Source organism: Luteibacter sp. ME-Dv--P-043b, from assembly GCF_030209605.1.
GTDB lineage: Bacteria > Pseudomonadota > Gammaproteobacteria > Xanthomonadales > Rhodanobacteraceae > Luteibacter.
Window position 1 is genome coordinate 48,646 of sequence record NZ_JARVRT010000005.1, and the last position, 26,251, is coordinate 74,896.

11 protein-coding genes and 1 pseudogene are annotated in these 26,251 nt (G+C 65.8%); 8 read left to right on the top strand and 4 right to left on the bottom strand.

Annotation, left to right across the window (positions count from 1 at the left end):
• Nucleotides 1-50 precede the first annotated feature (50 nt).
• The gene (gene gluQRS / locus QRN34_RS03215) at nucleotides 51-941 is read right to left on the bottom strand and encodes a tRNA glutamyl-Q(34) synthetase GluQRS (RefSeq protein WP_285401932.1); all 891 of its coding nucleotides are present in this window, start codon (nucleotides 939-941) and stop codon (nucleotides 51-53) included.
• Between the two features lie 189 nt (nucleotides 942-1,130).
• Here gluQRS and htpX point away from each other — a divergent pair, with 189 nt between their 5' ends.
• The 4 genes from htpX (at nucleotide 1,131) to QRN34_RS03235 (ending at nucleotide 5,514) form a co-directional block, all read left to right on the top strand.
• On the top strand, nucleotides 1,131-2,021 hold the full coding sequence (gene htpX / locus QRN34_RS03220; RefSeq protein WP_285401933.1) for a protease HtpX: 891 nt from the start codon (nucleotides 1,131-1,133) through the stop codon (nucleotides 2,019-2,021).
• Between the two features lie 65 nt (nucleotides 2,022-2,086).
• Nucleotides 2,087-3,955 (top strand): molecular chaperone HtpG, encoded by a 1,869-nt coding sequence (gene htpG, locus QRN34_RS03225; protein ID WP_285402142.1) that lies wholly within the window; start codon nucleotides 2,087-2,089, stop codon nucleotides 3,953-3,955.
• A gap of 215 nt (nucleotides 3,956-4,170) precedes the next feature.
• Nucleotides 4,171-5,076: an AEC family transporter gene (locus QRN34_RS03230; protein WP_285401934.1), complete on the top strand. Its 906-nt coding sequence runs from the start codon at nucleotides 4,171-4,173 to the stop codon at nucleotides 5,074-5,076.
• A gap of 39 nt (nucleotides 5,077-5,115) precedes the next feature.
• Nucleotides 5,116-5,514 carry a S4 domain-containing protein gene (locus QRN34_RS03235; RefSeq protein ID WP_285401935.1) on the top strand — a complete coding sequence of 133 codons (399 nt, stop codon included), beginning with the start codon at nucleotides 5,116-5,118 and terminating at the stop codon, nucleotides 5,512-5,514.
• A 186-nt stretch (nucleotides 5,515-5,700) separates the two neighbouring features.
• Here QRN34_RS03235 and mutS read toward each other — a convergent pair whose 3' ends face one another.
• From mutS to QRN34_RS03250, 3 genes are all read right to left on the bottom strand, one after another.
• Nucleotides 5,701-8,283, bottom strand: coding sequence for a DNA mismatch repair protein MutS (mutS, locus tag QRN34_RS03240; RefSeq protein WP_285401936.1), 2,583 nt, complete (start codon nucleotides 8,281-8,283; stop codon nucleotides 5,701-5,703).
• Between the two features lie 164 nt (nucleotides 8,284-8,447).
• Nucleotides 8,448-9,236: a hypothetical protein gene (locus QRN34_RS03245; protein ID WP_285401937.1), complete on the bottom strand. Its 789-nt coding sequence runs from the start codon at nucleotides 9,234-9,236 to the stop codon at nucleotides 8,448-8,450.
• 254 nt (nucleotides 9,237-9,490) lie between these two features.
• Nucleotides 9,491-10,066: a DUF1349 domain-containing protein gene (locus QRN34_RS03250; RefSeq protein WP_285401938.1), complete on the bottom strand. Its 576-nt coding sequence runs from the start codon at nucleotides 10,064-10,066 to the stop codon at nucleotides 9,491-9,493.
• Nucleotides 10,067-10,422: 356 nt separating this feature from the next.
• On the opposite strand from QRN34_RS03250, the gene QRN34_RS03255 reads away from it, so the two are divergent.
• From QRN34_RS03255 to QRN34_RS03270, 4 genes and pseudogenes are all read left to right on the top strand, one after another.
• On the top strand, nucleotides 10,423-12,078 hold the full coding sequence (locus QRN34_RS03255; RefSeq protein ID WP_285401940.1) for a ShlB/FhaC/HecB family hemolysin secretion/activation protein: 1,656 nt from the start codon (nucleotides 10,423-10,425) through the stop codon (nucleotides 12,076-12,078).
• A 43-nt stretch (nucleotides 12,079-12,121) separates the two neighbouring features.
• Entirely contained in the window at nucleotides 12,122-25,582 is a 13,461-nt protein-coding gene (locus QRN34_RS03260; protein ID WP_285401941.1) for a hemagglutinin repeat-containing protein, read from the top strand.
• A complete protein-coding gene (locus QRN34_RS03265) occupies nucleotides 25,579-25,785 on the top strand; it encodes a hypothetical protein (protein ID WP_285401942.1) in 207 nt (68 codons plus the stop codon). Before QRN34_RS03260 ends, QRN34_RS03265 begins: the two co-directional genes overlap by 4 nt.
• A 144-nt stretch (nucleotides 25,786-25,929) precedes the next feature.
• A pseudogene (locus QRN34_RS03270) lies at nucleotides 25,930-26,218 on the top strand (transposase); the annotation flags it as partial.
• Nucleotides 26,219-26,251: the final 33 nt, after the last annotated feature.

Consider the following 26,251-nt stretch of genomic DNA (forward strand, 5'->3'; position numbering starts at 1 on the left):
TTCATGTCTGACCGTATCCGTGGGTGATCCGCTGCGCGGTAAGCCGACTTTTATAGCGTCGGCGTGTGGGTAAGACTACTGCGGCGAAGCGACGCAGGGTCGAAGACCGCCAGGGCATCGTGCAGGAAGCGCTCCGGGCGGGTGGCCGCAGAGTGGGAGGGCACGCCCAGCTGCGCCAGCGCAAGGCGAAGGGCAGGCAGCGGATCGGCCGGGTCCACCGGCCACGACGCCGCCGATTTGGACAGCTTGCGCCCCTGCGCGTCGCACACCAGGGGCAGGTGCAGGTAACCGGGCGACGGCAGGCCGAGCCGGCGCTGGAGGTAGTGCTGGCGGGCGGTGGACTCGAGCAGGTCGGCACCGCGCACGACGTGGGTGATGCCTTGCCCGGCATCGTCCACCACGCAGGCTAGCTGGTAGGACCACAGTCCCTCCACCCGGCGGATGACGAAGTCGCCTGCCGTCGCACGGAGGTTTTCCGTTTGCGGGCCCTGCAGGTCGTCGGTCCAGGCGATGTCGATGTCCGGCGTGCGCAGCCGCCACGCCGCGGGACGCGAGGGGTCGGGCGGTGCCACGCAGCGGCCATCGCGGTGCACGCCGCCGTAGGGCGCCAGGTCGGCGCGGCTGCATCCGCAGGGGAAGAGGTCGCCCTGGTCCCGCAACTGCGCGAAGGCCACAGCGTACAGGGTGCCCCGATCGGACTGGAACACCGGCGGCTCATCCGCGACCAGGCCGAACGCGTGCAGCGTCGAAAGGATGTCCGCCGCCGCGCCGGGCACTTCGCGTGGCGGGTCGATGTCCTCCATGCGCACCAGCCAGTCGCCCCCGTGGTGCCGCGCGACCAGCCAGCTGCCGACCGCCGTCACCAGCGAGCCCAGGTGCAGCGCGCCGGTGGGGGAGGGGGCGAAGCGTCCCCGATAGCGGGAAGGAGGCGGTGGTGCCACGGGTTGAGTCGTTTCTCAGGGCGTACGGGACGCGATCGATCCAGTGTAGGCGATGGCGCCGGGCGGCGAGCCGCGCCGCGCCGAGTCCGGGCCGGAGGCGTGGGCCCCAGGCATTGAATCGTTCAGCGTCCGCCCCGAAAACTTGCCGTGCGCGGCGCCTTCCAGCCAGCCGCCCAGAGAGAGAAGACCATGTTCAAACGTATCGCCCTCTTCATCGCGACCAACCTCGCGGTCATCCTGCTGCTCACCTGCGTCACCCACGTGCTGGGTATCGACCAGTGGGCCGCCCAACGCGGCATGGGCATCGGCGGCCTGATCGTCTTCGCCTCCATCTTCGGCATGGGCGGCGCCTTCGTCTCGCTGGCCATCTCCAAGTGGATGGCCAAGATGACCACCGGGGCCAAGGTCATCACCCAGCCGGTCAACGAGACCGAGCGCTGGCTGGTCGACACCGTGCGCGGCCATGCGGAGAAGGCCGGCATCGGCATGCCCGAGGTGGCCATCTACGACGCCCCGGAAATGAACGCGTTCGCCACGGGCATGAGCCGCAACAATGCCCTGGTCGCCGTCAGCAGCGGCTTGCTCCAGCAGATGGACCGCGAGCAGGTCTCGGCCGTGCTGGGCCATGAGATCGGGCATGTGGCCAACGGCGACATGGTCACCCTGACCCTGATCCAGGGCGTGCTCAATACCCTGGTGATCGTCCTGGCGCGCGTGGTGGGCCGCGTGGTCGACAGCTGGATGAGCGGCGGCCGCGAGCGTGACGGCGAGGGCGGCATCGGCTATTTCGTGGTGGTGATGGTGTTGCAGATCGTGTTCGGCCTGTTCGCCTCCATGATCGTCATGTGGTTCTCCCGCTGGCGCGAGTTCCGGGCCGACGCCGCGGGCGCCAGCCTGGCCGGACGCACCTCGATGATCTCGGCCCTGCAGCGCCTTTCCGCCAATCATGGCGACACCAGCCTGCCGCAGACGATCCAGGCCTTCGGCATCTCCGGGCACCTCGCCTCGGGCTTCAAGCGCCTGTTCATGAGCCACCCGCCCATCGAGGAACGCATCGCCGCCCTGCAGAAGGGGCGGTGACCCACCTTTTTTCCTCACGGGGGCGCCCCCATAATCCGCTGCCTGTCCACCCATGAAGGAACGGCATCGTGAGCCAGGAAACCCGTAAGTTCGAAGCCGAGGTCGCCCAGGTCCTGCATCTGGTCACCCACTCCCTTTACTCGCACAAGGAAATCTTCCTGCGCGAGCTGATCTCCAACGCCTCCGACGCATGCGACAAGCTGCGTTTCGAGGCGCTGGCGGACCCACAGCTGGCCGCCGACGATGCGGACCTGCGCATCCAGATCACCTGGGACCCGGATGCCCGCACCATCAGCGTCCGCGACAACGGCATCGGCATGAGCCGTGACGAGGTGGTCGCCAACATCGGCACCATCGCCAGCTCCGGCACGCGCCGCTACCTCGAGGCCATGTCGGGCGAGCAGAAGGCCGACGCCCGCCTGATCGGCCAGTTCGGCGTGGGCTTCTATTCCGCGTTCGTCGTGGCCGACAAGGTCACCGTCATCACCCGCCGCGCCGGCGCGCCGGATGCGGAAGGCGTGCGCTGGGAAAGCGACGGCAAGGGCGAATACCTGCTCGAGGACACCAGCGTCGCTGAGCGCGGCACCACCGTGGTGCTGCACCTGAAGGCCGACGAGGACGAATTCCTCAAGTCGTGGCAGCTGCGCTCGCTGGTCACCAAGTATTCCGACCACGTGGCCTTCCCCATCCGCATGCCGGTGGAGAAGGACGGCAAGCCCGATCCGACCGAGTGGACCACGATCAATTCGGCGTCCGCGCTGTGGTCGCGTCCGAAGAGTGAGCTGACCGACGAGGAGTACCAGGGCTTCTACAAGGCACTGGGCCACGACTTCAACGACGCCCTGGCCTGGACGCACAACCGCGTCGAAGGTAGCCAGAGCTTCACCACGCTGCTGTATGTGCCCGAGCAGCCGCCGTTCGACCTGATGATGGGCGGCCGCGAAGAGCGCAAGGGCCTGAAGCTGTACATCAAGCGCGTCTTCATCATGGACGCCGCGGAAGAGCTGCTGCCGAACTACCTGCGCTTCGTGCGTGGCGTGGTCGACGCGGACGACCTGCCTTTGAACGTCAGCCGCGAGATCCTGCAGCAGAACCGCCAGCTCGAGCGCATCAAGGGCGCCTGCACGAAGCGCGTGCTCGACCTGCTGGAAAAGGTGGCGCGCGACGAGCCGGAGAAGTTCGCCACGTTCCTGGCCGGCTTCGGCAACACGCTCAAGGAAGGCATCGTCGAGGACACCGCCAACCGCGACCGCATCGCCAAGCTGCTGCGCTTCGCCTCGACCAAGGGTGAGGGCGCGGCCAAGACGGTGTCGTTCGACGACTACATCAACCGCATGTCGGTCGGCCAGGACACGATCTGGTACGTCACCGCCGACAGCTACGCGGCCGCCGCCGGCAGCCCGCAGCTGGAAGCGTTGAGGGCCAAGGACATCGAAGTGCTGCTGATGTTCGACCGCGTCGACGAGTGGATGCTGGGCTACCTGACCGAGTACGAAGGCAAGCGCCTGCGCAACGTGGCCAAGGGCGAGTTCCCGCTGGACGAGGCCGACAAGGCGAAGCAGGAAGCCGCCACCGAAGCCGCCGCCCCGCTGATCGAGCGCGCCAAGGCTCTGCTCGGCGATCGCGTCGGTGACGTCCGCATTTCGGCGCGCCTCACCGACTCGCCGTCGTGCCTGGCGCTGGCCGATTTCGACCTCGCCCCGCACCTGGCCCGCCTGCTGCGCGAAGCCGGCCAGGACGTGCCGGAGTCCAAGGCCGTGCTCGAGCTCAACCCCGAGCATCCGCTGGTGAAGCGCCTGGCCGCCGAGACCGACGACGGCAAGGCCGGCGATCTCGCCGGGCTGCTGCTGGAGCAGGCCGAGATCACCGCCGGCGCGCAGCTGTCCGACCCCGCCGCCTTCGTGCAGCGGATGAACCGCGTGCTGCTGGCGTAAAGCTCACGGTGTCGCACCGTCCCCCGGTGCGACACCGTCCGTCTGCCCCGCAACACCCGCCCGTCGTAGGAGCGCACGATGTGCGCGACATGTTTTGAGGCCGAACCCACGACCTGGCGCGCCAGCTCGATGGGCACCGCGAAACCATGTCGCGCACATCGTGCGCTCCTACATGCCGCGCGGCGCAACAGGCGACGATGTTATCGTCCAACCCCATGTCCGCCCTGCTCATCCTCTTCGTCTGCCTCGCACTCGGCATCCTCTGCCGGCGTTTCACCAGCCTGCCCGAGGGCATCGTTCCGGGCATCAACTGGTGGGTGCTCAGCGTGGCGCTACCGGCGCTGGTGCTGGCGCTCGTCCCGCAGGTCACCGTCGATGCCCACCTGTGGTTCCCGGTCGCGGGTATGTACATCACCTTCTTCGGCGCCTGGGCCCTGTTCGCGCTGCTGGGCAAACTCCTGCACTGGACACCGCAACGGATCGGTTGCCTGACCCTCGTGGGTGGCTTCGGCAATACCTCGTTCATGGGCTACCCGCTGATGGAGGCGCTGCACGGCAAGCCGGGCTTGTCCATCGCGGTGATCGCCGACCAGCTCGGGTGCTTTCCGCTGCTGGCGGCGGGCGGCATCGTCGTGGCGTCGCTGTATTCGGGCAAGGGCACACGCGCCACGGCCATCGTGCGGCGCGTGCTGACCTTCCCGGCATTCCTGGCGCTGCTGGTGGGCGTGCTGGTGGGCATGGCCGGGGGCTGGCCTCCCGCCTGCGAGAAGGTCCTGCTACAGATCGGCCAGACCCTGACGCCGCTGGCGCTGTTCTCCGTGGGCCTTCAGTTCCGTCTGCAGATGCGCAGGGAAGAAACCCTTCCCCTGCTGGCCGGACTGGGCTGGAAACTGCTATTGGCGCCGTTGGCCGTGCTGGCGTTGGGCCTCGCCACCGGCGTGGGCGGGCTGATCCTCACCGTCGGAGTGCTGCAGTCGGCGATGGCGCCGATGATCTCGGCGGCCATCCTCGCCGACCAGCATGGCCTGGAGCCGCGGCTGGCGAACACGGTGTTGGGCGCGGGCATCGTGCTCTCGCTGGTGACCTTGCCGCTCGGCAACCTGCTGCTTCCAGCCGCGTGAGCGCTTGGTTTTGCCCCGGCGCGTCCGCACACTCAGCCCATGACCGATCAGACCAGTAGTTCCGGGGTTCGCGCTGACGTATGGCTGTGGGCAGCCCGCTTCTTCAAGACCCGCAGCCTGGCCAAGCAGGCCATCGAGGGCGGCAAGGTGGTGCTCAACGACGCTCCGTGCAAGCCGGCCAGGCCCGTGGTGGCCGGCGACACGCTGCGGATCACCCGCGGCGACGAGCGCCTGGTCTGTATCGTGGTGGCGTTGTCCGCCAAGCGCGGCCCGGCGCCGGAGGCGCGCAAGCTCTACACCGAGACTGACGAAAGCATCGCCGAGCGCGAGCGGCTGCGTGAGGACAAGCGGTTGACGGGCGGTGCGCTGCTGCGTCCGGACTCGCGGCCGGACAAGCGTTCGCGGCGACTGATCCAGGACCTGAAGAAAACGCTCTGACGCCCAAAAAAACCGCCCCCGCATCCCATGTCCCGGGCTGCTGACTCGGGGATGGGGCGGGGGCGTCACGGAGTCGGAAGATGGAGAGTCGTAAGACCCCGTGAAATCGACAACGCCACTATAGGCAGCGCAGTTCCCAAGGGGAATTCGATTGTTTAGATCGACCCGATAGGGTGACTCAATGGTTCAGCGCAGCATTTTTCGCAGCTTGTAGAGCTGGTCCAGGGCCGCACGCGGCGTCAGGTCGTCGGGATCCATCGCGCGCAGCGCTTCCTCCACCGGCGAGGGCAACGGCGGGGCGAACAACCCCATCTGCGGCGCGGCGGCCGGCGGCGTCGCCACGGCGGCCGTTACTTCGTGCCCCTGTTCCAGGGCAGCCAGATAACGCCGGGCATCGGCGATCACCGCCTTGGGCAAGCCGGCCAGCGCCGCCACCTGCAAGCCGAAGCTGCGATTGGCCGGGCCATCCTTCACCGTGTGCATGAAGACCAGCTGCTCGCCGTATTCGACGGCGTCCAGGTGAACGTTGGCGATGGTGCGGTAATCGCCGGCCAGTTCGGTCAGCTCGAAATAATGCGTGGCGAACAAGGTGTACGCGCAGCTCGTCGCCGCGAGATGGACGGCCGCGGCGCGGGCTAGCGACAGTCCGTCGTACGTGCTGGTGCCACGGCCCACCTCGTCCATGAGCACGAGGCTGCACTCGGTCGCGTTGTGCAGGATGTTCGCGGTCTCGCTCATCTCCACCATGAAAGTGGACTGGCCCCGCGACAGGTCGTCGCCGGCGCCGATGCGGGTGAAGATGCGATCGATCGGCCCGATGGTGGCGGCGGAGGCCGGCACGTAGCTGCCGACATGTGCGAGCAGCACGATCAGGGCGTTCTGCCGCATATAGGTGGACTTACCGCCCATGTTGGGGCCGGTGATGACGAGCATGCGCCGCGCGGCGTCCAGCGCCAGGTCGTTCGGCTCGAACGGCTCGTCGCGCACCTTCTCCACCACGGGATGGCGGCCGCGTTCGATGTGGATGCCGGGCACGTCGGTGAGCACCGGTGCGGCCCAGTCGAGGGCCTCCGCACGGTCGGCCAGGTCGGCCAGCACATCCAGTTCGGCCATCGCCGCGGCGGCGATCTTCAGCTCGCCCAGGCGTTCGGTCAGCTTGTCCAGCAGCAGTTCGTACAGCGCGCGCTCGCGCATCAGCGAGCGTTCCTTCGCCGACAGCACCTTGTCCTCGAACTGCTTCAGTTCCTCGGTGATGTAGCGCTCGGCGTTCTTCGTGGTCTGCCGGCGGGTGTAGTGCGTCGGTGCCTTCTCGGAGTGCGCGCGCGAGATCTCGATGTAATAGCCGTGCACGCGGTTGTAGCCGACCTTGAGCGTCGGGATACCGCTGGCGGCTTTCTCGCGTTCCTCCATGTCGACCAGGAACTGGTCCGCGTTGGTCGACAACTGGCGCAGTTCGTCCAGCTCCTCGTCGTAGCCTTCGGCGAGCACGCCGCCGTCGCGCAGCAGCACCGGCGGCTGTGCGATCACCGCGCGCATCAGCAGATCGGCCGTGTCGGCATGGTCGCCGATGCGCTCCACCAGGTCGTGCAGGAGCGGACTGTCCAGACCGGCGATATCGTCGCGCAGCGCCGGTGCGGCGGCCAGGCCGTCGCGCAGCGTCGAGAGATCACGCGGCCGCGCGGAACGGAGCGCAACGCGCGCGACGATGCGTTCCAGGTCGCCGATGCCGCGCAGGCGCTCACGTAGCGTGGCGTGGCGGCGCGTATCGATCAGGCTGCCGATGGCCTGGTGGCGGCCACGCAGCACGCCGCGATCGCGCAACGGGCGGTTGAGCCAGCGTCGTAGCAGGCGCGCCCCCATCGGCGTTACCGTTTCGTCCAGCACGCCGAGCAGGGTGTTTTCCACACGGCCGCTCTGGTGCGTGTCGATCTCCAGGTTGCGTCGTGTCGCCGCGTCCATGGCGATCGTCTCGCCGGCGTTTTCCACGGCCATGCCGGTGAGGTGAGGCAGGGCGGCCTTCTGGGTTTCCTCCACGTAGCCCAGCAGGCAACCGGCCGCGGCGACCGCCATCGGCATGCCGTCCACACCGAAGCCGCGTAGGTCGCGCGTACGGAAGAAGCGGCAGAGTTCTCGCGTGGCGGCATCGCCGTCGAAGTGCCACGGCTGTCGCTTGCGCAGGCCGGGCAGGGAGGCGACCAGCTTGGGCCAGGCCACGTCTTCGCCGACCAGCGTCTCGGCGGGTTGGAGGCGGGCCAGCTCGGCGGCCAGGCCCTCGGCGCCCGTCACCTCGGTCAGCAGAAAGCGGCCCGTGGACAGGTCCACCCAGGCCAGTCCGTAACCGGTCTGGCCGGCGGCGATGGACAGCAGCAGGTTGTCGCGACGCTCTTCCATCAGCGCGGCATCGGTCACCGTGCCCGGGGTGACGATGCGCACCACCTCGCGCTTCACCGGGCCCTTGGACAGGGCCGGATCGCCGATCTGCTCGCACAGCGCCACGGACTCGCCCAGCTTCACCAGGCGAGCCAGGTAGTTCTCGACGGCGTGGTAGGGCACGCCGGCCATGGGAATGGGCGCGCCGGCCGACTGGCCTCGCTGGGTCAGGGTGATGTCGAGCAGTCGCGCCGCCTTGCGGGCGTCGTCGTAGAACAGCTCGTAGAAGTCGCCCATCCGGAAGAACAGCAGGATATCCGGGTGTTCGGCCTTGGCCGCCAGGTACTGGCGCATGAAGGGCGTGTGGCCCGCCAAATGGTCGTCGTGTGCTAAAGCCATGATTTACCTGGACATGATGCCTTGTGGCACGCCGCCCGTGGCGCGCCGGTCGACCATGATACCGCCCCGGCGGCGGGCGAAGCCCGGCGCTTTTCCCTGGCTCGGGCGCGCTCATGCCTCTCGAACCCAGACAACACCAGGATCTGGCGACCTCGAGTTCTGGCCTAGTCGTTGGTGGAACCTAGCGATACAAGGCATTCGTCTCGACGCGATCGAAGCGCAGGATCATCGACGCGGCTCACCGCCGATCGGGTCAGAGCAACCCACTGCGCGGCAGCGGCCGATAGCGGCTCGATGTCCCGATCTGCGCAGTACCACGCCGTGCCCGGCAGATCCGGATGATTAGCGAGAAGTCTCAGGACGCCTGTGGGATTCGGCAGCAGTGCATGGCTGATCGCGGAATCTATCGATTCCGTGCGCCCGGCATCGGTGACTGGGCGAAGTGCTGCCACGGCTTCAAGCCAGTCGGCTTTCCCTGATTCAGCCTGATTGAAAGCAACTGACCACTCGGTTTCGGACATCGACTGTGCGACCCGCGAGGCGCCTCCGCGGCGCACCGTGTCGAGAAGCTCCTGGCCTGATCGCTCAGCGCACTGCGATGGGGCAGTGCATTGGGTGAATTGTGCGCAAAGCCTTGCCGAGATGTCGGATAGATGCCCGGTCTGAGCCGAGATTTCCAGATCGCCAGCGTTAGAGCAGGTAGCCCCTGCCGATACACCAGCGCAGTGTTTTGCTTCGGCGGCATCCATCGCTGCTTGGGTTGGCTTGTCCAGCGTCATCTTGTAGGCGTCCAGAGCATCGCGAAGGTCGGCTGGCGACAGACGTTCCAGATGCGACGCCGGGCACTGCCGTGACAGTTCAGAGGTGGGCATGGTGCCCTGAGGCTCGGCGAAGGCGAGCGAAACATGCGGCAGTAGTGCGACCAACAAAACAGTTCTGAGACGAAACGTCATCGTATGCTTCCCCGCGGCCGAGGCCGGACATGGGCCGACGCCGGCCGATAGACGGAGGTTCGCTCGCCAGCAAAGCATTACAGGGCAAAAGTAGTGAATATTCTCTTTTTAAACGTGGAAGATTGCGGGCAAATAGGTCCGTAAGTGACATGGCGAGACGGTGTCACAGACTATCGCCCTTGAAAGTCCCGCCGCCGCGATCAGCGCGCTAAGGTGGGTCACCAGCCTCTTGCGAAGGTCGGCACCCGCGTCTATTAACTCAGGTCGTGCAGGTCTTTGCTCTGCGCAAACCCGACCGAAAAATGACGAAACGTCACCCGCAGGCCTTCGCCCTGCGGCGAGCAACACATCGGCCCGATCGAAAGTCCATCTTCCGCGGGAAAGGGACATAGCCGAAGCAGTGGCCAGCGATGGCCATCGGTCGAATACTGGACACGTAGCACGCCGTCCTTCAGCGTCATCCGTACCCAGAAACCGCCGGATGTTTCGGGCATGCGACAGGTCGCCCAGTCGGATTGCCCTTGGGTCAGCACACTGCCGATCATCCGTTCGCCGTCGCTGAACTCCACGCCGGCCTTGCACCATGTCTCGGGACTTGCCCGTAGCATAAGGCCGGCCTGTTCGTAGAGATGCTGGAAGTCCGCTTCGACGAAGACCTGTGCGGTGAAGTGGGCGGATACCGGGACGGCGAGTACATGACCGGAGTCGTGCACGAAACCGTAGTAGGTATGGCGCCAGAAATCGCCCTCCGGACCTGTGGTGACGTGCAGGATGCCGTCGGCGATGTTCCAGTGCGGCGGTTCGTTGAGCCAGGTTCCTTGTTCCAGCATGTTTCGTCTCCGGTCTTCGATGGTCGAAAGAGGCTAGCTCAATCGAGGGCGTGTGGGATTTCAGGAGACGTCTCGTAAGGGATCGCTGTTGATTTACAAATGAGAAACGTTATTGTTTCCGACCCGTGGCCGTATGACCCAGGCCGAGTTTGGCAATCGACGCCTGATCCATCGCATCGGAACTATTTTTTTTGTAACAGCCCTAAAGCTTTCGGCAGGACGGCCGACAACATCGCGGATCGCCTATACAGGGGGCGGTCCCGTCATGGAGAAGCCGCGCTCGCGCGGGCTTCCCGCACATTCGGACGTGTGGAGTGGACAGCATGGGTTTTCAGGGGGCGCGCCGGTGGCGTGCCATGGGTCGGACGCTGCTGGTCAGTAGCGCCGTCCTGATAGCGGGGGTGGCGCTTGGGCAGACCACCCTCGACAAGCAGGAACAACTGCGTCGTGCGCAGCGGTTGGACCAGAAAGAGACCGAACGTCAGGAAGAACCGTTCCTGCCATTGCCGCCGAGGGCCGTCGAGCGGCTCGATGCGCCGTTGCCGAAGGAAACGCCGTGCTTTACCTTGCGGGCGCTCCGTCTGGAAGGCGATCGGGCCAACGAGTTCGGCTGGGCACAGCGTTACCTGGACCGGTTCGTCGGCCAGTGCGTGGGGCGGGCCGGGCTCGAGGCGTTGCAGCGACGTCTTTCCAATGAGCTGATCGCCCGGGGTTTCGTCACCACGCGTGTCGGCGTGCCGGCGCAGGACATCGCGCAGGGTAGTCTGCGCATGCTGCTGGTGCCGGGCACGATCCGGCGCATCCGTTTCGCCGAAGGCTCGCCGACGCTGGACTGGCGCACCGCATTTCCCCTGCGCGAGGGCGACCTGCTCAACCTACATGCCATCGAGCAGGGGCTCGAGCAACTCAAGCGTGTGCCGTCGCAGGACGTGACCATGGATATCGCGCCGGGCGGGGAGGTCGGCGAGTCCGACGTGGTGCTTACCGTGCATACCACGCGGCGATGGCATGTCGTCCTCGACGCTGGCGACGCCGGGTTGAAAGGCACCGGACGGTACCAGGGCAACCTCAATATGTCCCTGGACAACCCGCTGGGCTGGAACGATCTGTTCTCGATCGGCGCGGGCCACGCACTGGCCACGCACGCGGACGGCGGGAGCACCTTCAGCGAGAACGCGACCTACAGCGTGCCGCTGGGCTGGTGGACATTCAGCGGCTCGGTGTCCACGTATCGCTACCGGCAATGGATCGAAGGCTTCCAGAGGCGGTTCCGATCCACCGGCACGTCCACGTCCGGCGACGTGACCATCCAGCGCCTGCTCACACGCGGCACCTCGAGCAAGACCTCGGTCGAGGCACGCGTGGCGACGCGTAGCGCACACAGTTATATCCAGGGCGTGGAAGTGGGGATCCAGCGGCAGCGCGTGGCGAGCGCCGAGCTGGCCCTGGTGCATCGCCATTACCTGGGCCACGCGCAGCTCGACGCGCGCCTGGGCTACCAGCGCGGCACGCCGTGGTTCGGCAGCCAGTGGAACGCCTACGATCCCGCGATCGGCTTCCCGACCAACCGCTACGGGCTGACCACGCTGGACATCTCGCTAAGCCAGCCGTTGCAGCTCGGCATGCAGGCGGCGATCTGGGACAGCAGCCTGCGCCTGCAGAACTCGACGGATCACCTGCCGGCCGCGGAACTGCTGACCATCGGCGGCCGTTACTCGGTACGTGGTTTCGATGGCGAGCAGACGCTCGCCGGCGAGCGCGGCGGCTACCTGCGTAACACGCTGACCTTCCCCATGGGGAACCTCGCTCCGTATATCGGTGCGGACATCGGCCGGATCTCCGGACCCGGCTCGCAGGCCAGCCACAAGCAGTTGGCAGGCGCCGTGATCGGCATGCGCGGCAGTTACCTCGGCCTGAGTTGGGACCTCTTCGCGGGACGGCGCCTCCATGCGCCACGTGGTTTCGATACCGAGCAGCCGGCGACCGGCTTCCAGCTGATCTACCAGTTCTGATTTGCCAGACGACGCCGCCGAGCGGCGATCCAGGGAACATGTCATGAAGACGAGCAAGGAAACGACGGGCCGCCCGCAGGGCGCGCGAATCGCCGGTCAGGCGCTGCTACGCAGCGTGCCGCTCGCCGTGGCGCTGGCCGCGGTGGGCATCCCGGTGGTCTCCTGGGCCCAGGTGGTCCCGGATGCCGCGGCAGGCGCCCATCGGCCGAAGATGGACTCGGCGGCCAACGGGGTTCCGGTCGTCGACATTGTCGCGCCCAACGGTGCGGGCGTCTCGCATAACAAGTACCAGCGCTTCGATGTCGATCAGCGTGGCGTAATCCTCAACAACAGCGGGGCGATCTCACGTACGCAGCTCGGTGGCTACATCGCCGGCAACGACAACCTGAAGAACGGCGAAGCCTCGCTGATCCTCAACGAGGTGACCTCCAGCCTGCCGAGCAGCCTGCGCGGTTACGTCGAGGTGGGCGGCAAGGCCGCGCCAGTGGTGATCGCCAACCCGTATGGCATCACCTGCGACGGCTGCGGCATCATCAACAGCCCGCGTTTTACCCTGACTACCGGCACGCCGGTGTTCGGTGGCAGCGGCAGTCTGGACGCATTCCACGTCACCGGCGGCAGTATCGCCATCGACGGTGGTGGGCTGGACACCGCGACTATCGATCGGACCGACCTCATCGCCCGCGCGGTACAGGTCAACGGGAAAATCTGGGCGAAGGACCTCGGCGTCGTCGCCGGTAGCAACGACGTGGGTTACGCGGATGCGAGCATCCGTGCCGGTGAGGTGACGGGGGCGCGCACTGGTGTGGCGATCGACGTCGCGGCGCTGGGCGGCATGTACGCGGAGAAGATCCGCCTGGTGGGTACCGAGGCCGGCGTCGGCGTGGTCAGCAGCGGGGTCATCGCGGCCCAGGCCGGTGACCTCACGCTCAGCAGCGCGGGCGAGGTGCGCCTGGGCGGCACCACGGTCGCGACGAACCGGCTGGGGCTCGACGCGGCCGGTCCGGTCACGCTCGACGGCACGTTCGGTACGCAGACGGGCGATGTGTCGCTGACCACGCAGGGCGCACTGACCTTGCGCGGTAGCGTCATCGCGGCGAATGCCCTGAGCATGCGCGCCTATGGCGACATCGACCAGTCCGCCCGGGTCAATGCGGGTGGCAACCTAACGCTCACCACGTCGGGTGCACTGCGCAATAGCGGGGTGGTCTACACCGCGCAGTCATTCGATATCTCGACGGGCACCGGCCTGCGCAACGACGGCATCGTCTATGCGACGGGGAGCGGTCGCGCATCGGTGGGTGGCGCGGTCGAGACGACGGCCACGAGCACGCTGCATGCCGGTAACGCCTTGTCGGTGGATGCGGGCGCCGTGAGCAGCCTGGGTGTCATGGATGCCGGTGGCGCGCTTGCGATGACGAGCCGGGGCGACACCACGCTCGACGGTGCCGTCCAGGCCGGCACCGATTTTTCCATGCAGGGCGCTGGCGTAATCGCCAACCGGGCAAACGTCGTCGCCGGGGGGCGCCTGGACATGCAGGCGGCATCCTTCGGCAACGAAGGTCCAGGTGTGCTCTCGGCCACCGGCGCTCTTGCGGTGACCACGGCCGGTACGCTGGCTAACCAAGGTACCTTGTATTCTGGCGGCGACATGTCGCTGGCAGCGGCGGCGCTCAGCCAGACCGCGACGGCCCAGATCTACGCCGACGGCAGCGTCCAGGCGCGTGTCTCCGGGGATACCGTCAACGGCGGCAGCCTGGTCGGTGGCCTCGGTCTGGCCGTGGATACGCATGGGCTGCTCAGCACCGGCGAACTGGGCACACGGCAGGGCGATGCGTCGCTGACCAGTGCGACGGACATGACCCTCGCCGGCAGTACCGTGGTTGGTGGTGCATTGCGCGCACGCACGGCCGGTAGCCTGCAGCAGACAGGACAGCTCACCGCCGGCTCGCTGGACATCGACGCGGCCACACTGTCGAATAACGGCTCGCTCTACGTCCGTGGCGACGTGGCCGTGCATACGTCGAAGGACCTGGCCAACAGCGGCTCGCTTTACGGCGACGGTTCGCTGGCCCTCCGTGCCGACGGAAGCGTGGTCAATGCCGGCACGCTGCACGCAGGCGCCGACCTCGGCGTGCAGGCGCGCACGATCGACAGCAGCAAGCAGCTCGACGCGGGCAGGGATGTACGCCTTTCGGCGGATACGATCCGCACGGCAGGTACGGTGCAGGCGGGCCGTGATCTCTCACTGGCGACCGGCGGTACGCTGGACAACGACGCTCAGGTGGTTGCCGGCCGGGACCTCGGCGTCGACGCGGCCTCCGTGACGAACACGGGCGCCTTGTCCGCTACCCGCGACACGGCACTGACCGTCACGGGTGACGTCGCGAACAACGGCAAGATCTACGCCGGCCATGGCTTGAGCGTAAATGCGAACGCATGGTCGCTCGGCGCATCCGGCGCGGCGACCGGGGCGGATACCGCGGTCGTGAACCTGCGCGGTGATCTCCACAACGCAGGCAACCTCGTCGCGGGCACATCGCTGAGCGTTACCGCCGCAAGTCTCGATTCCAGCGGCTCATTGGGGTCGACGCTAGGCAGCGTGCGTCTCACGTCCACACAGGGCGACGTGCGCCTGACCGGAAACACCTCCGGCGCGGGCGCGCTGGTCACACGTTCGGCCCAGGACCTCATCGTCGACGGCACCCTCAGCGGTGCCTCGCTCGACATGGGCGCGGCGCGCTCGATGGCCTTGGCGGGATCGATCCATGCGGTGGGCGCAGCGGCATTCGACGCGGCGCAGTCGATGGCGTCGACCGGTACAGTCTACGCCGATGGCGACCTCTCAATGCATGCCGGCACCACGCTGGATGCCTCGGGCACCATCCACAGTGGCGCCGACCTGAATGCGTCGGCCGACGCGCTGACGACCCGCGGCGTACTCGATGCGGGTCAGGATCTCCGTCTTCAGGCCGGGACGACAACGCTGGGCGGCACGCTGCAAGCAGGACGCGACGTGGCGTTGAACGCGACATCGACACTGACGAACGGTGCCCAAGTCGTCGCAGGGCGCGACGTATCCATCGAGGCAGCTACGGTTACCAACGACGGTGCGATATCCGCGACGCGGACGCTCGCCATGACCGGCAGCGGCGATCTCACGAACAACGGACAGATCAGTGCGGCGCATGCCATCGACCTCGTGTTGTCGGGCGCCTTCACCAACGCGGGACGCCTCGTCGCCGGACAGGGCCTGTCCATCACCGCGGGCAGCCTCGCGAGCTCCGGGCAACTCGGCACCCTCGTGGGCGACGTCGCGCTGAGCGCGACGCAGGGTGATCTCATCCTCAGCGGCAAGACCGTATCCGCCGGTGGCCTGCAAGCCACCTCGGCCGGCGACCTGACGCAGATCGGCTCGTTGAGCGCGAAGACGCTTGTGCTGGGTGCGACGAGCGGGATCGACCTCTGGGGCAGCACATACAGCGACGCCGATGCGACGCTGAACGCGGGAACGACCCTCGCCGTCGACGGCACGCTCTCGGCGGGCACCCAGGCCACCTTATCGGCGGCCCAGGGCATCACGGTAGGCACCGCCGGTGTGGTGCATGCCGGTGGCGACATCAAGTTCGACACGGCATCGATCACCTCGCAGGGAACGCTCGACGCGGGCAACGACGCGGCCCTGAATGCGGCATCGGTCGATCTGGCGGGACGCGTACAGGCGACGCGAGACATTCATCTCTCCGGTGGCACGCTGCGTAATGCGTCGACGATGGTCGCCGCGCGCGACGTCATCCTCGGCAACACCCAAGCGACCAACCTCGCCAACGGCGCGATCAGCGCGCAGCGCAATCTCGCGCTGACCATCGCGCAGGATGTCGTCAACGACGGTGTGCTTTACGCGGGCCAGCTCTTCACCCTCGACGCGACCCGTTTCATCCAAGGCATTCAGGCGCAGACCACCGCCCAGGCCGGGCTGACCATGGGCCTGAGCGGCGCGCTCGACAGCGCGGGTAGCATCGTCGGCGGGAATGGCGTGGCTATCCAGTCCGGTAGCCTGCGTAGCACCGGCCAGCTCGGAACCACGCAGGGCGATGTCGACCTGGCGACGACGCAGGGCGACGTCACGCTCACCGGCACGACGGTCGCCGCGGGCAACCTGCGCGGCACCTCGGCCGGTGCGCTGAGCCAGACCGGCTCGCTCAGTGCGATGACGGTGGACCTTTCATCCGCGGGTGACCTGACGCTGGCGGGCGATACGTCCAGTCATGCGGACATGACCCTGGGTACCGCGACGGCGTTGCACAACAGCGGCACGGTCTACGCCGGCAATGGGCTTGGCGTGCATGCCGGTGGCGGCTTCGACAACAGCGGCGCGATCGGCGCGCAGGGCACCGCGACGCTCGATGTCGGCGGCGCCTTCACGCAGACGGCGTCCGGCACGCTGCAGGGTAATGGCGCGCTGACCATCGTGGCCGGCAGCGTCGACAGCAACGGTGTCATAGCCAGCGCCCAGGACCTGCAGCTGACCAGCCATGGCAACGTCGCGCTGGCGGGAACCACGCAGGCAGCCGGCATGCTCCGTGTCGACGCCAATGGCGATCTCGTCAATGCGGGCAAGCTGGCGTCCGGATCGACGATGACGCTGACCGGCACCCGTATCTCCACGGCATCTACGGGCAACCTTTCCTCCGATGGCACCCTGGTCATCGCCGCGCGTGGCGTGCTGGACAATCAGGGCACGCTCTATGCCGGCAAGGCACTGACCCTGGGTGCCTCCGCGCTCAACCAGGGCGCCTCAGCGCAGATGTATGGCGCGGACACCGTCGCCATCGACGTGGCGGGTGCGTTGCAGAACGCCGGTAGCCTCGTCGCGGCGAAGGGCATGGACCTGCGCGCGGGCAGCGTCGCCACGACCGGCACGCTCGGTACGCAGCAGGGTGACATGGCCGTGCTCGCGCGACAGGGCGATCTCACGCTCGGCGGCACGGTATCGTCCGCGGGTCGCCTCGATGTGTCGAGCGCCGCCGCGCTTCACCAGAGCGGCCAGCTGACCGCCACGACTCTCACGTTGACGGCGCAGGGCGACCTGACGTCCGATGGCGATATCGTCGTGCAGGATGCCGCGCTGAAGAGCGGGGGCACCCTGAGCCAGAACGGTACCCTCGGCGCGAATGGCATCACCCTCGTTGGAACGACCGTGAACAACAGCGGTCGCACGCTGTCGTCGGGCGACCTGACCGTGCGTGCCCAGACCATCGGCGTCGACGGCGTGCTCGGTGCCGGCGTGAAGCAGGACGGCTCGCTGGGCACCAGCGGCACGCTGCATACGCTTGCCGACGCGGGCCTGACGGCGCACGGCAGCCTGCTGGCCGGTGGTGCGCTCGACGTGCAAGCCGGTGCGCTGGACCTTTCCAACGGCACGCAGCGTGCGGGTGGCGACGCCTCGCTGATCGCTCGCGTCGGCGATATCGATCACACCGGTGGCGATCTCGCCATCGGCGGCGTGCTGACCGCGCAGACCAACGGCAAGCTCACCAACCGCAGCGCGAATGGACGCACGGCGCGTATGCAGGCGGGCCAGCTCTCGCTAACCACGGGCAGCCTCGACAACGGTGCGGGACAGCTACTGCAGACCGGCGTGGGTGCGACCTCGATCAAGACGACCGGCGTGCTCGACAACACCGGTGGCACGATCGCCACCAACGCGGCAGGCCTCGCCTTGCGCGGCACCCGACTGGTCAACACCGGTGGCAACGTGCAGGTGGCGGGTACGGGTGTGCTCGATATCAACGTGTCCCAGGACGTCGACAACCGGCAGGGCAACCTCACGGCCAACGGCACGACACAGGTCGTCGCTGGCGGCGGCGTCGCCAACGACGGCGGCCTCATCAATGCACACGGCGGGACCACCGTTTCTGGTGCGTCGCTGAGCAACACCGCCAACGGTGCGATATCTGGCAGCACGCTGGACGTAACGGTGTCCGGCACGGTAAACAATGGCGGTGGCCTGCTCCAGGCGACGTCGGGTACGACGCACGTCGGCGCGGGAAGCCTGAACAACGCGGGCGGAACGGTGCAAGCCGCCAATGGCGCGGTGAACCTCGGCATCGTCGGCATGCTGGATAACGGCGGCGGCACGATCGCCGCCGGTTGGGCCGCGCAGCTCGATGTGGCGAGCCTGAGCAATGTCGGCGGCGTGGTCTCCGGCGGTACGCTGGGGCTACAGATCGGCGACACGGTGAACAACAGCAACGGCTTGTTGCAGAGCCGCGGCAACCTCGACCTGCGCACGGCGAACGGCCTCACCAACAACGCGGGCCGGATCGAAAGCAACGGTGCGACGACGTTCCATGCCGGCTCGCTGGCCAATGTCGGCGGCCGTATCGCCAATGCGAGCGGGCAGGTCACCCAGGTCAGCACCGGCGGCGCGATCGACAACCGTGGCGGCACGCTCGGTGGACAGGGCGACGTCAATCTCACGGCATCGTCGATCGGCAACAGCCAGGCGGGTACGCTGGTGGCGGCGGGCAACATGACGCTGTCGACCGGCCAGCTGGACAACAGCAACGGCACGGCATACGCCGGCAATACCTTCACCTTCACCAACGGTGGTGCGACCGCCTACAACGCAGGCGGCAAGATCACCGCCGGTCGCCAGCTCAACCTCAGCCTGCTGACGCTGGAGAACAGCGGCGGCACAGTGCAGGCCGGCATCGACGGCCTGGGCGGCGTGGGTAACGTCGTGCTCGACATCCGCAACCTCGTCGGGCAAGGCACCATCGTCGCCAACAACACGCTGAGCATGCACCTGGTCGGCGACTACATCCAGGCGGCGGGTTCGAGCATCAAGGCGATCGGTGGCTTCAACCTCGCGGTGGATGGTCAGTTCGTCAACAACGGCAGCATCCAGGCGGTGCAGGGCCTGACCATCAGCGCGGCGAACATCACCAACAGCGCCGGCGCGCTTCTCAACTCGTCGAACACCCAGCTCAACACGGGCGGCACGATCACCAATGCCGGTAGCATCCAGGGCGACACGGTCGGCCTCCATGCCGGCTGGGTGAACAACACCGGCACGATCATGGGTGGCGACGTCACGGTGCAGGCGGGTACCGTGATCAACGGTGCCGATTTCGGCACGCAGACCGCTAACGCGGCGTACCAGAGCGGTACGATCGCCGCGACGCGCAACGTCGACATCTACACGAACTACCTGCTCAACCGCGATGCGCAGGTGTTCAGCCTGGGCAACATCAATATCGCCGGCGCGGGTCGCAATGGGCAGGGCCAGTTCGACACACGCGCCGGTCAGGTGGACAACTATTCCGGCTCGATCCAGGCGCAGGGCAGCATCCTGCTGGCGGCGAACCAGATCAACAACGTGCGGCGCGTGCTGCAGACCGACAGCCATACGTTGACGCAGGCGGAGTACGACGCCTCACAACCGCTGCCGCGCTCGGACTACACCTATGCCATGAACAAGGTGCAGGAGTACGAGACCTGGACCGAGTACCACACGATTTCGCAGTCCACCGTCGTGGCCGCGAGCGCGCAATCGCAGATCGTCTCGGGTGGCAACATCTCGCTATACGGCTCGGTGAACAACAACACGTCCACGATCGCCGCAGCGGGTTTCCTTGCGGTCAACCAGGCCGGTGCGGGTGGCGGTACCGGCATGGTGTTCGGTAACGAGAATGTGGCTAACCAGTCGCTGGCGTTGGGGCGCACGATCCAGGCCGTTGCCGTCAACCACCATATGGGCTGCGGCTGGCAACAGAGTCTCTGCCGCCCCGGTCAGGAAAAGGAATCGTACACGCGCCGCCCGGATACCGATCCGTCGCATTACATCCACGACAATTACAACGCATTGCCGGCCGTGATGTCGGGCAGCCAGGGTGTATCGATCGGCGGTGTGAACGTCAGCAACGGCGGTGTCACGGCCGACGGCCGTTCCGTGTCGAACGTGCGCCTCGACCCGAACGCGCAGGCGATCGGTCTGTCGACCGCGAACAAGGGCGGCGCGCAGGCCGGCGGCGGCATCGCCATCGGTGCGCAAGTCGACCCCGCGACCGGCCATGCACCGCAGGTGCTCGGCGGCGCGGGCCAGCCGCTGGCGGGCGTGACCCTGCCGACCGGCGGTATCTACTCGGTACGCGCGGCCGGTGCCGGCCAGAGCGTGACCGTGGATGGTGGCACTTCATCGGCGCCGTTGACCGGCGGTAGTGGTGGCAACACGGTCACCGTCGACGGTCCGACCGGCGACAATCTCGTGCGCAGCACGGGTGGTGGCCAGCGCGTGGCGGTAGGTGGCGTCGATGCGGGCGTGCTCTCGGCCGCCGCCAGCGGTGCGTCGGCGCGTTCGGTGGGATCGATGGGCAGCGCCTATCTCACGGCCTTGCTCGGCCACGCACCGAGCAGCAACTACCTGATCGAGACGAACGCACGCTTCGCCGACTACAGCCAGTTCATCAGCAGCGACTACCTGCTCGACCACTTGGGTGTCGATCCGGCCCGCACGATGATGCGCCTGGGCGACGGCTTCTACGAGCAGCAACTGGTCACCCAGCAGGTGACCCAGCTCACGGGTCGTGCGTACCTGTCGAATTACGCCAGCGGCCTGGCCGAGTACCAGGCGCTGATGAACAACGCCTCGAACGTGTCCCGGGCGATGAGCCTCAGCGTCGGCGTGGCGCTGACGGCCGACCAGGTCAGCTCGCTTACGCAGGACATCGTCTGGCTCGTGCAGCAGAACGTGCAGGGTCACGAGGTGCTCGTCCCGGTCGTCTACCTGGCCGGCGGCAGTCTGGGCCTCACCGCGCAGGGTGCGGTGATCGCCGGCAAGGACGTATCCATCGACGCCAGCGGCACGCTCGCCAACGATGGCCTGATTCGCGGCCAGAACAGCGCCGTGCTGTCCGCGCAAAACCTGCTCAACAGTGGACGGATCTCCAGCGATGGCCTGACCGCGCTCTCGGCGAGCAAGGATATCGTCAACACCAACGGCCGTATCGACGGCGCCGGCGTGGCGCTCGTGGCGGGTGGTGACATCCGTTCGGAGAACCTGGCCGGGCTCGGTGTGCGTGGCCTGGCGGGTTCCAGCATTACGGCCACTCAGGGCTTGCAGGTCAGTGCCGGCCACGACCTGTCGTTGAGCAATACGGTGGTTTCGTCGGGTGGGAACGCGCTACTGACGGCGGGTCACGATCTGTCGCTCAGCGGCAACGGCGTATCGGCTGGCGGCAGCCTGGCCCTGATGGCGGGCAACAACCTGTCGTTGTCGTCCACCGTCACTACCGAAACGCCGTACCGCTGGAGCAGCATCACGACGACGCGTGCCGATGGTATCGGTCTGAGCGCCGGCGGCAACCTGTCGCTGGTCGCGGGTAACGACATGACCCTGTCCGGCTCGGCACTGAGTGCCGGCGGTGACGCCATGCTCCAGGCCGGTCACGACCTGACCCTCGGCGCCGTGCAGACCGGCAACCGTTGGAACACGCAAACGTTAGCCACGCAGATCGATGCGGGCGGCTCGCTTGGCCTGTCCGCCGGCCATGACCTCAACGCCCAGGTCGCGACGCTGAAGAGCGGTGCGGACATGGCGCTGCTCGCCGGTCACGACCTGTCGCTGACCGCCGCCGCCAATGGCAATGCCAACCACGTCACCCATCAGGTGACGACCCTCGACGCCGGCGGCAACCTGAGCGTCGCCGCCGGCAACGACGCGCTGCTGCAAGGTACGCAGCTGACCGCGGGCAAGACGGTCGGCCTCCAGGCCGGCAACGACCTGACGCTGGCTACCGTCACAGACAGCACCTCGCAGACGTCGAGCGGGAAGGAAGGCAAGAAGCGCATCACCCAGACGACCACGGACGAAACCGTGCGCGGCGTGACGGTGAACGCAGGCACCGGCGTGCAGATGGTCGCCGCGCACGACCTCACGCTACAGGCGGCGGACGTCAAGACCGCCGGGGATATCGCGCTGGGTGCGGGTCACGACCTGTCGCTGGCGACGGCCGACGAGACGCATACGGTCGTTACCGATACGAAGAAAAAGAAGAGTGGCCTGCTCAGCAGCAAGACCACCACGACGCACGATGAAACCTCGAAGACCCTGGCGGTCGGCACGAGTCTCGACGGCGATAACGTCAGGCTGGTGGCCGGTAACGACCTCAATGCCACGGCCGCTTCGGTCACGGCCAAGGAGGCTATCGGCTTGTCGGCCGGTCATGACGTGAACCTGCTGACGGGTGACGACGTCTACGACGAAAGCCACAACAAGACGACCAAGCGCTCGGGTATGACCCGTGGTCTGATGCCTACCGATTACAACTACCAGACCCAGACCAGGGCGAACGCCGACGTCAGCGAGGATCACGTAGCGATCGGTACGCTCCTGAGCGGCGACACGGTGACGGTCAGCGCCGGTCACGACCTCACCACGCAGGCGGCGCAGGTCGCCGGCACGCACGATGTGACGCTTGCCGCAGGCAACGACCTGAACATCGGCACGGCCGTGAGTACCCACGCCGAAGGTCGCAAGCAGAGCGTATCCACCTCGGGCTTCATCCAGAACGGCCTGAGCGTCACCATCGGCAACCAGAAAGCGAAGAACACGCTGGAGGTCACCCAGGTCGATGCCACCGGCAGCATGGTGGGCAGTACCGATGGCAAGGTGACCATGGCGGCCGGCAAGGACGTGCATATCACCGGCTCGACCATCCTGAGCCAGACCGGCACGACCATCGTGGGCCAGAACGTCACGATCGACGCTGGCCTCGGCACGCTCGATACCAAACAGACCCAGTCGGTGCACTCCGGCGGGATCAACGTCGGTCTCACCGGTGGCATGGCCAGCGCGGCGCAGGGTGCGTACGAATCGGCGCATCGCGGCGGTCAAGCCGACGACGACCGCCTCAAGGCGTTGTACGCGATGCAGGCGGGTTACGGCATCGTCGATACGGTGAAGGGCGCTGGTGCCGCGGCGGCGGGCGCCCAAGGACAAGCGGCCGGCGGCAACGTTCCGGACGCCGACGGCAACACGGCCAGCGGCGCGGAGGGTGCGGCCAAAGCCAGTGGGGTCAGCCTGCGTATCGGTTTAGGTGCCAGCACGGCGAACAGCCGCGCCACCACGCATGACGACACCACGGCAGGAAGCACGCTGCGCAGCAGCGGCGACATCACCATCGCCGCGACCAACGGCGACCTCAACGTCATCGGTAGCCAGGTCGACGGCAAGAACGTCAACCTGGCCGCGACCCACGACCTCAACCTGCTGAGCCAGCTCGAAACGCACACGCAGAAGAGCAGCAGCGCGAACGCCAGTGGCGAAGTCGGCTTCAGTGTCGGCAGCCAGACGGGTATCTACGTGACGGCATCCGTCGGGAAGGGCATCGCCCACGGTAACGGCACGACGAATGCCAACACATCGGTCAGCGCGACCGACAAGCTGAGCCTAATCGCGGGTAACGATGCCAACATCCTGGGTGCGCAGGCCAAGGGCGAAACCGTCGTCGCAGCGATCGGCGGCGACCTCAACATGGCCAGCCACCAGGCCACCAACGACTATGCCAGCCAGTACTGGCAGGTCGGCGGAACCTTCGTATACGGCTACGGCAGCCAGGTCAGCGTCGCCGTCGGCAAGACCACCAGCAACTACACCAGCGTCGACCAGATCGGCGGCATCGGCGCCGGCAAGGGTGGCTACGACATCTACGTCGGTGGCAACACCGACCTGAAGGGCGCGGTGATCGCCAGCTCGGCGGACGCATCGAAAAACGCACTCAGCACCGGTTCGCTGACCTTCAGCGATCTTCAGAACAAGGCCGAGTACCACTCCTTCAGCGCGAGCGTATCCGGCGGCGGTGGCGGCTTCAGCGGCAGCATGAGCGTGCCGCAGTCGAAGGATTCGAGCAGTACGACCAAGGCGGGTATCGCCGAAGGAACGATCGACGTTCGTGAGCAGCCGGGCAGGGATCTGAGTGGGCTTGATCGGAACCCGGACATCGACGCCGGCGGGTTGAAGACGATCTTCGATCAGAAGAAGGTGGCTGAGCAGCAAGAGATGGGGCAGGTGGCTGGGGCCGTAGGCATGAGGGCCACTGGAGATATGGCGCAGTATATGTACCAACAGGCTGCAGCTAAGGGCGATTCCGAACAGATGGCGCTCTGGCAAGACGGTGGCAGTGCAAAAATTTTGCTCCACGGCATGGTCGGTGCGGCGGCAGCCGCAATGGGCGGCGGCAACGCGTGGCAAGGCGGCTTGGGAGCAGGTACCAGTGAGGCGGCAAGTGGCGCCATGCAGACGTATCTCGAACAGCACAATATTCCGCCGGGGAGCCGTGAGGGCCTAGCGCTGTTGCAGCTCGCAAGCGTTGCCATCGGCGCCGCTACGGGCTCTGGCGCGGGAGCGAGTACTGCCTTGGCGGGCCAGGTCTACAACGAGAAATTGCACCCTGACTTGCTGAAAGGTGTTTTGGCGAATGTTTCGGAGTTTGCCAAGGAAAACGGACTATCTAATGAAGAAGCACAGAATCGACTTGTTTTGGAAGCTATTCGGCTACAAGACTCGGGAATTGACCTTGGCCTTGGTACGGATCAAATCGGTGGTGGCAAAGGCCTCTCAGATGACTCGTTGGCCCGTGGCTTCTTGCAGAAGAACAACCTCTACCAAGTAGGGGGGGAGACAGTTGATATCTTTAAACCTATGGCACCCGAGGATGGCTCGAAGAATGCATTCGCGCTGTATGACTACCTCAGCAGCAACGACAGCGCATCCAAGGCGTACTATGGCGCCATGGAGTATGGTCTCGGCCAGCGCGGTATAGCGACCAACGAAGCCCAGCAAGGAAGCCTTCTCGCACATTGGGCTAATAAAGATGTTCTGATGAACTATTATGCCAGCGACGTAATTAAGCAGTCAGACAACGATTTCTATAAGTTTTACGGTCAGCTTGCCCTTACCGGAGCCAGTGGCGGCCTGTCAGCAGGGGTTCCAGCACTCGCTGCAGCAAATGCTGCTCGCCCGGCGGGCACGACTGTAAATTTAGTTGGCTTAATGTTGACTACTCGCGCGGGCGTGGCTCTTACCGGCGCCACGGTTAATGTTGGCGCTCAACTTATAAAAAACGATGGAGACATGTCGAAAGTGAATCCTATCGAAGTTGGAGTTGCCGGAGTAACCGGTGCATTGGGTCCCGGTGGCGGCCTTTGGTGGAATGCCGGCGTTAACGCTACTGGCGGCTTTGTACAAACAGAACTTACCAATGCTGTCTACGGAAAAAACGACAATGTGTTTGTTAATACGGTAAATTCCGCTATTACAGGTGGGATAGGTTTTCAATTTGGCGAGAAGGTTACATCTCTATCGTCTCAAGTGTTGCCATCATCGCTTACTCCGACTGTTCTTGGAAACGTGTTCGGACCTGTGTCAACCGAAAGCTCGAACGTGGTTGTGGATTATTTTATGAAGATCGATGAAAAGAAGGTAGATCATAATCAATGAAAAAAATGCTTTGGGTGCTGCTGTTTGGAATATTTAGTTTTTTTGCTTTTATTGTTTTTATACCTATTTTAGCTTATATAAAAACCTGGATGCTTGGCCTTCCCTTTGACCTATGGGCGGTCATGCCTATCGTAGTTAAATTCGGAGCATATGGTGCAGTTATGGTGATGGTTGTTGTCGCATTAGGAACGGTGAAAAGATAAGTACGAGTAACTTCGTTTTTGATAGTTACATATCGGCCGTCCTTCTCCTTTACATTTGACTCTATGTATCGCGGGTGGAAGCGAAGTCCCCAAAATTTGGGTGGCGCGCCGGTTTCGAGTTCAATTTCCTAAGGGCGATTGAGCGTGAAGAAGCGTTTTTCCGAAGATCCGATCATTGGCTTCCTGCGCAGGCCGAGGCCGGCATGTCAGTCAAGGACCTGTCGCAAGCACGGTTTCATTGAAGCCTTGTACTACCTGCGGCGAAACAAGTTCCGCGGCATGAGCGTGCCCGAGGCCAAGCGGCTGAAGGATCTGGAGTCGGAGAACGTCCGGCTTAAGACGCTGCGGGCCGAGAATCTCCTGAAAAATGAGGTTGTCAAGGAAGCCCTGCGAAGAAAATGGTGAGCGCACCGGACCGGCGCAAGCTGGCGCGCTATCTGATCAGCCAGGAAGTGAGTGAGCGCCG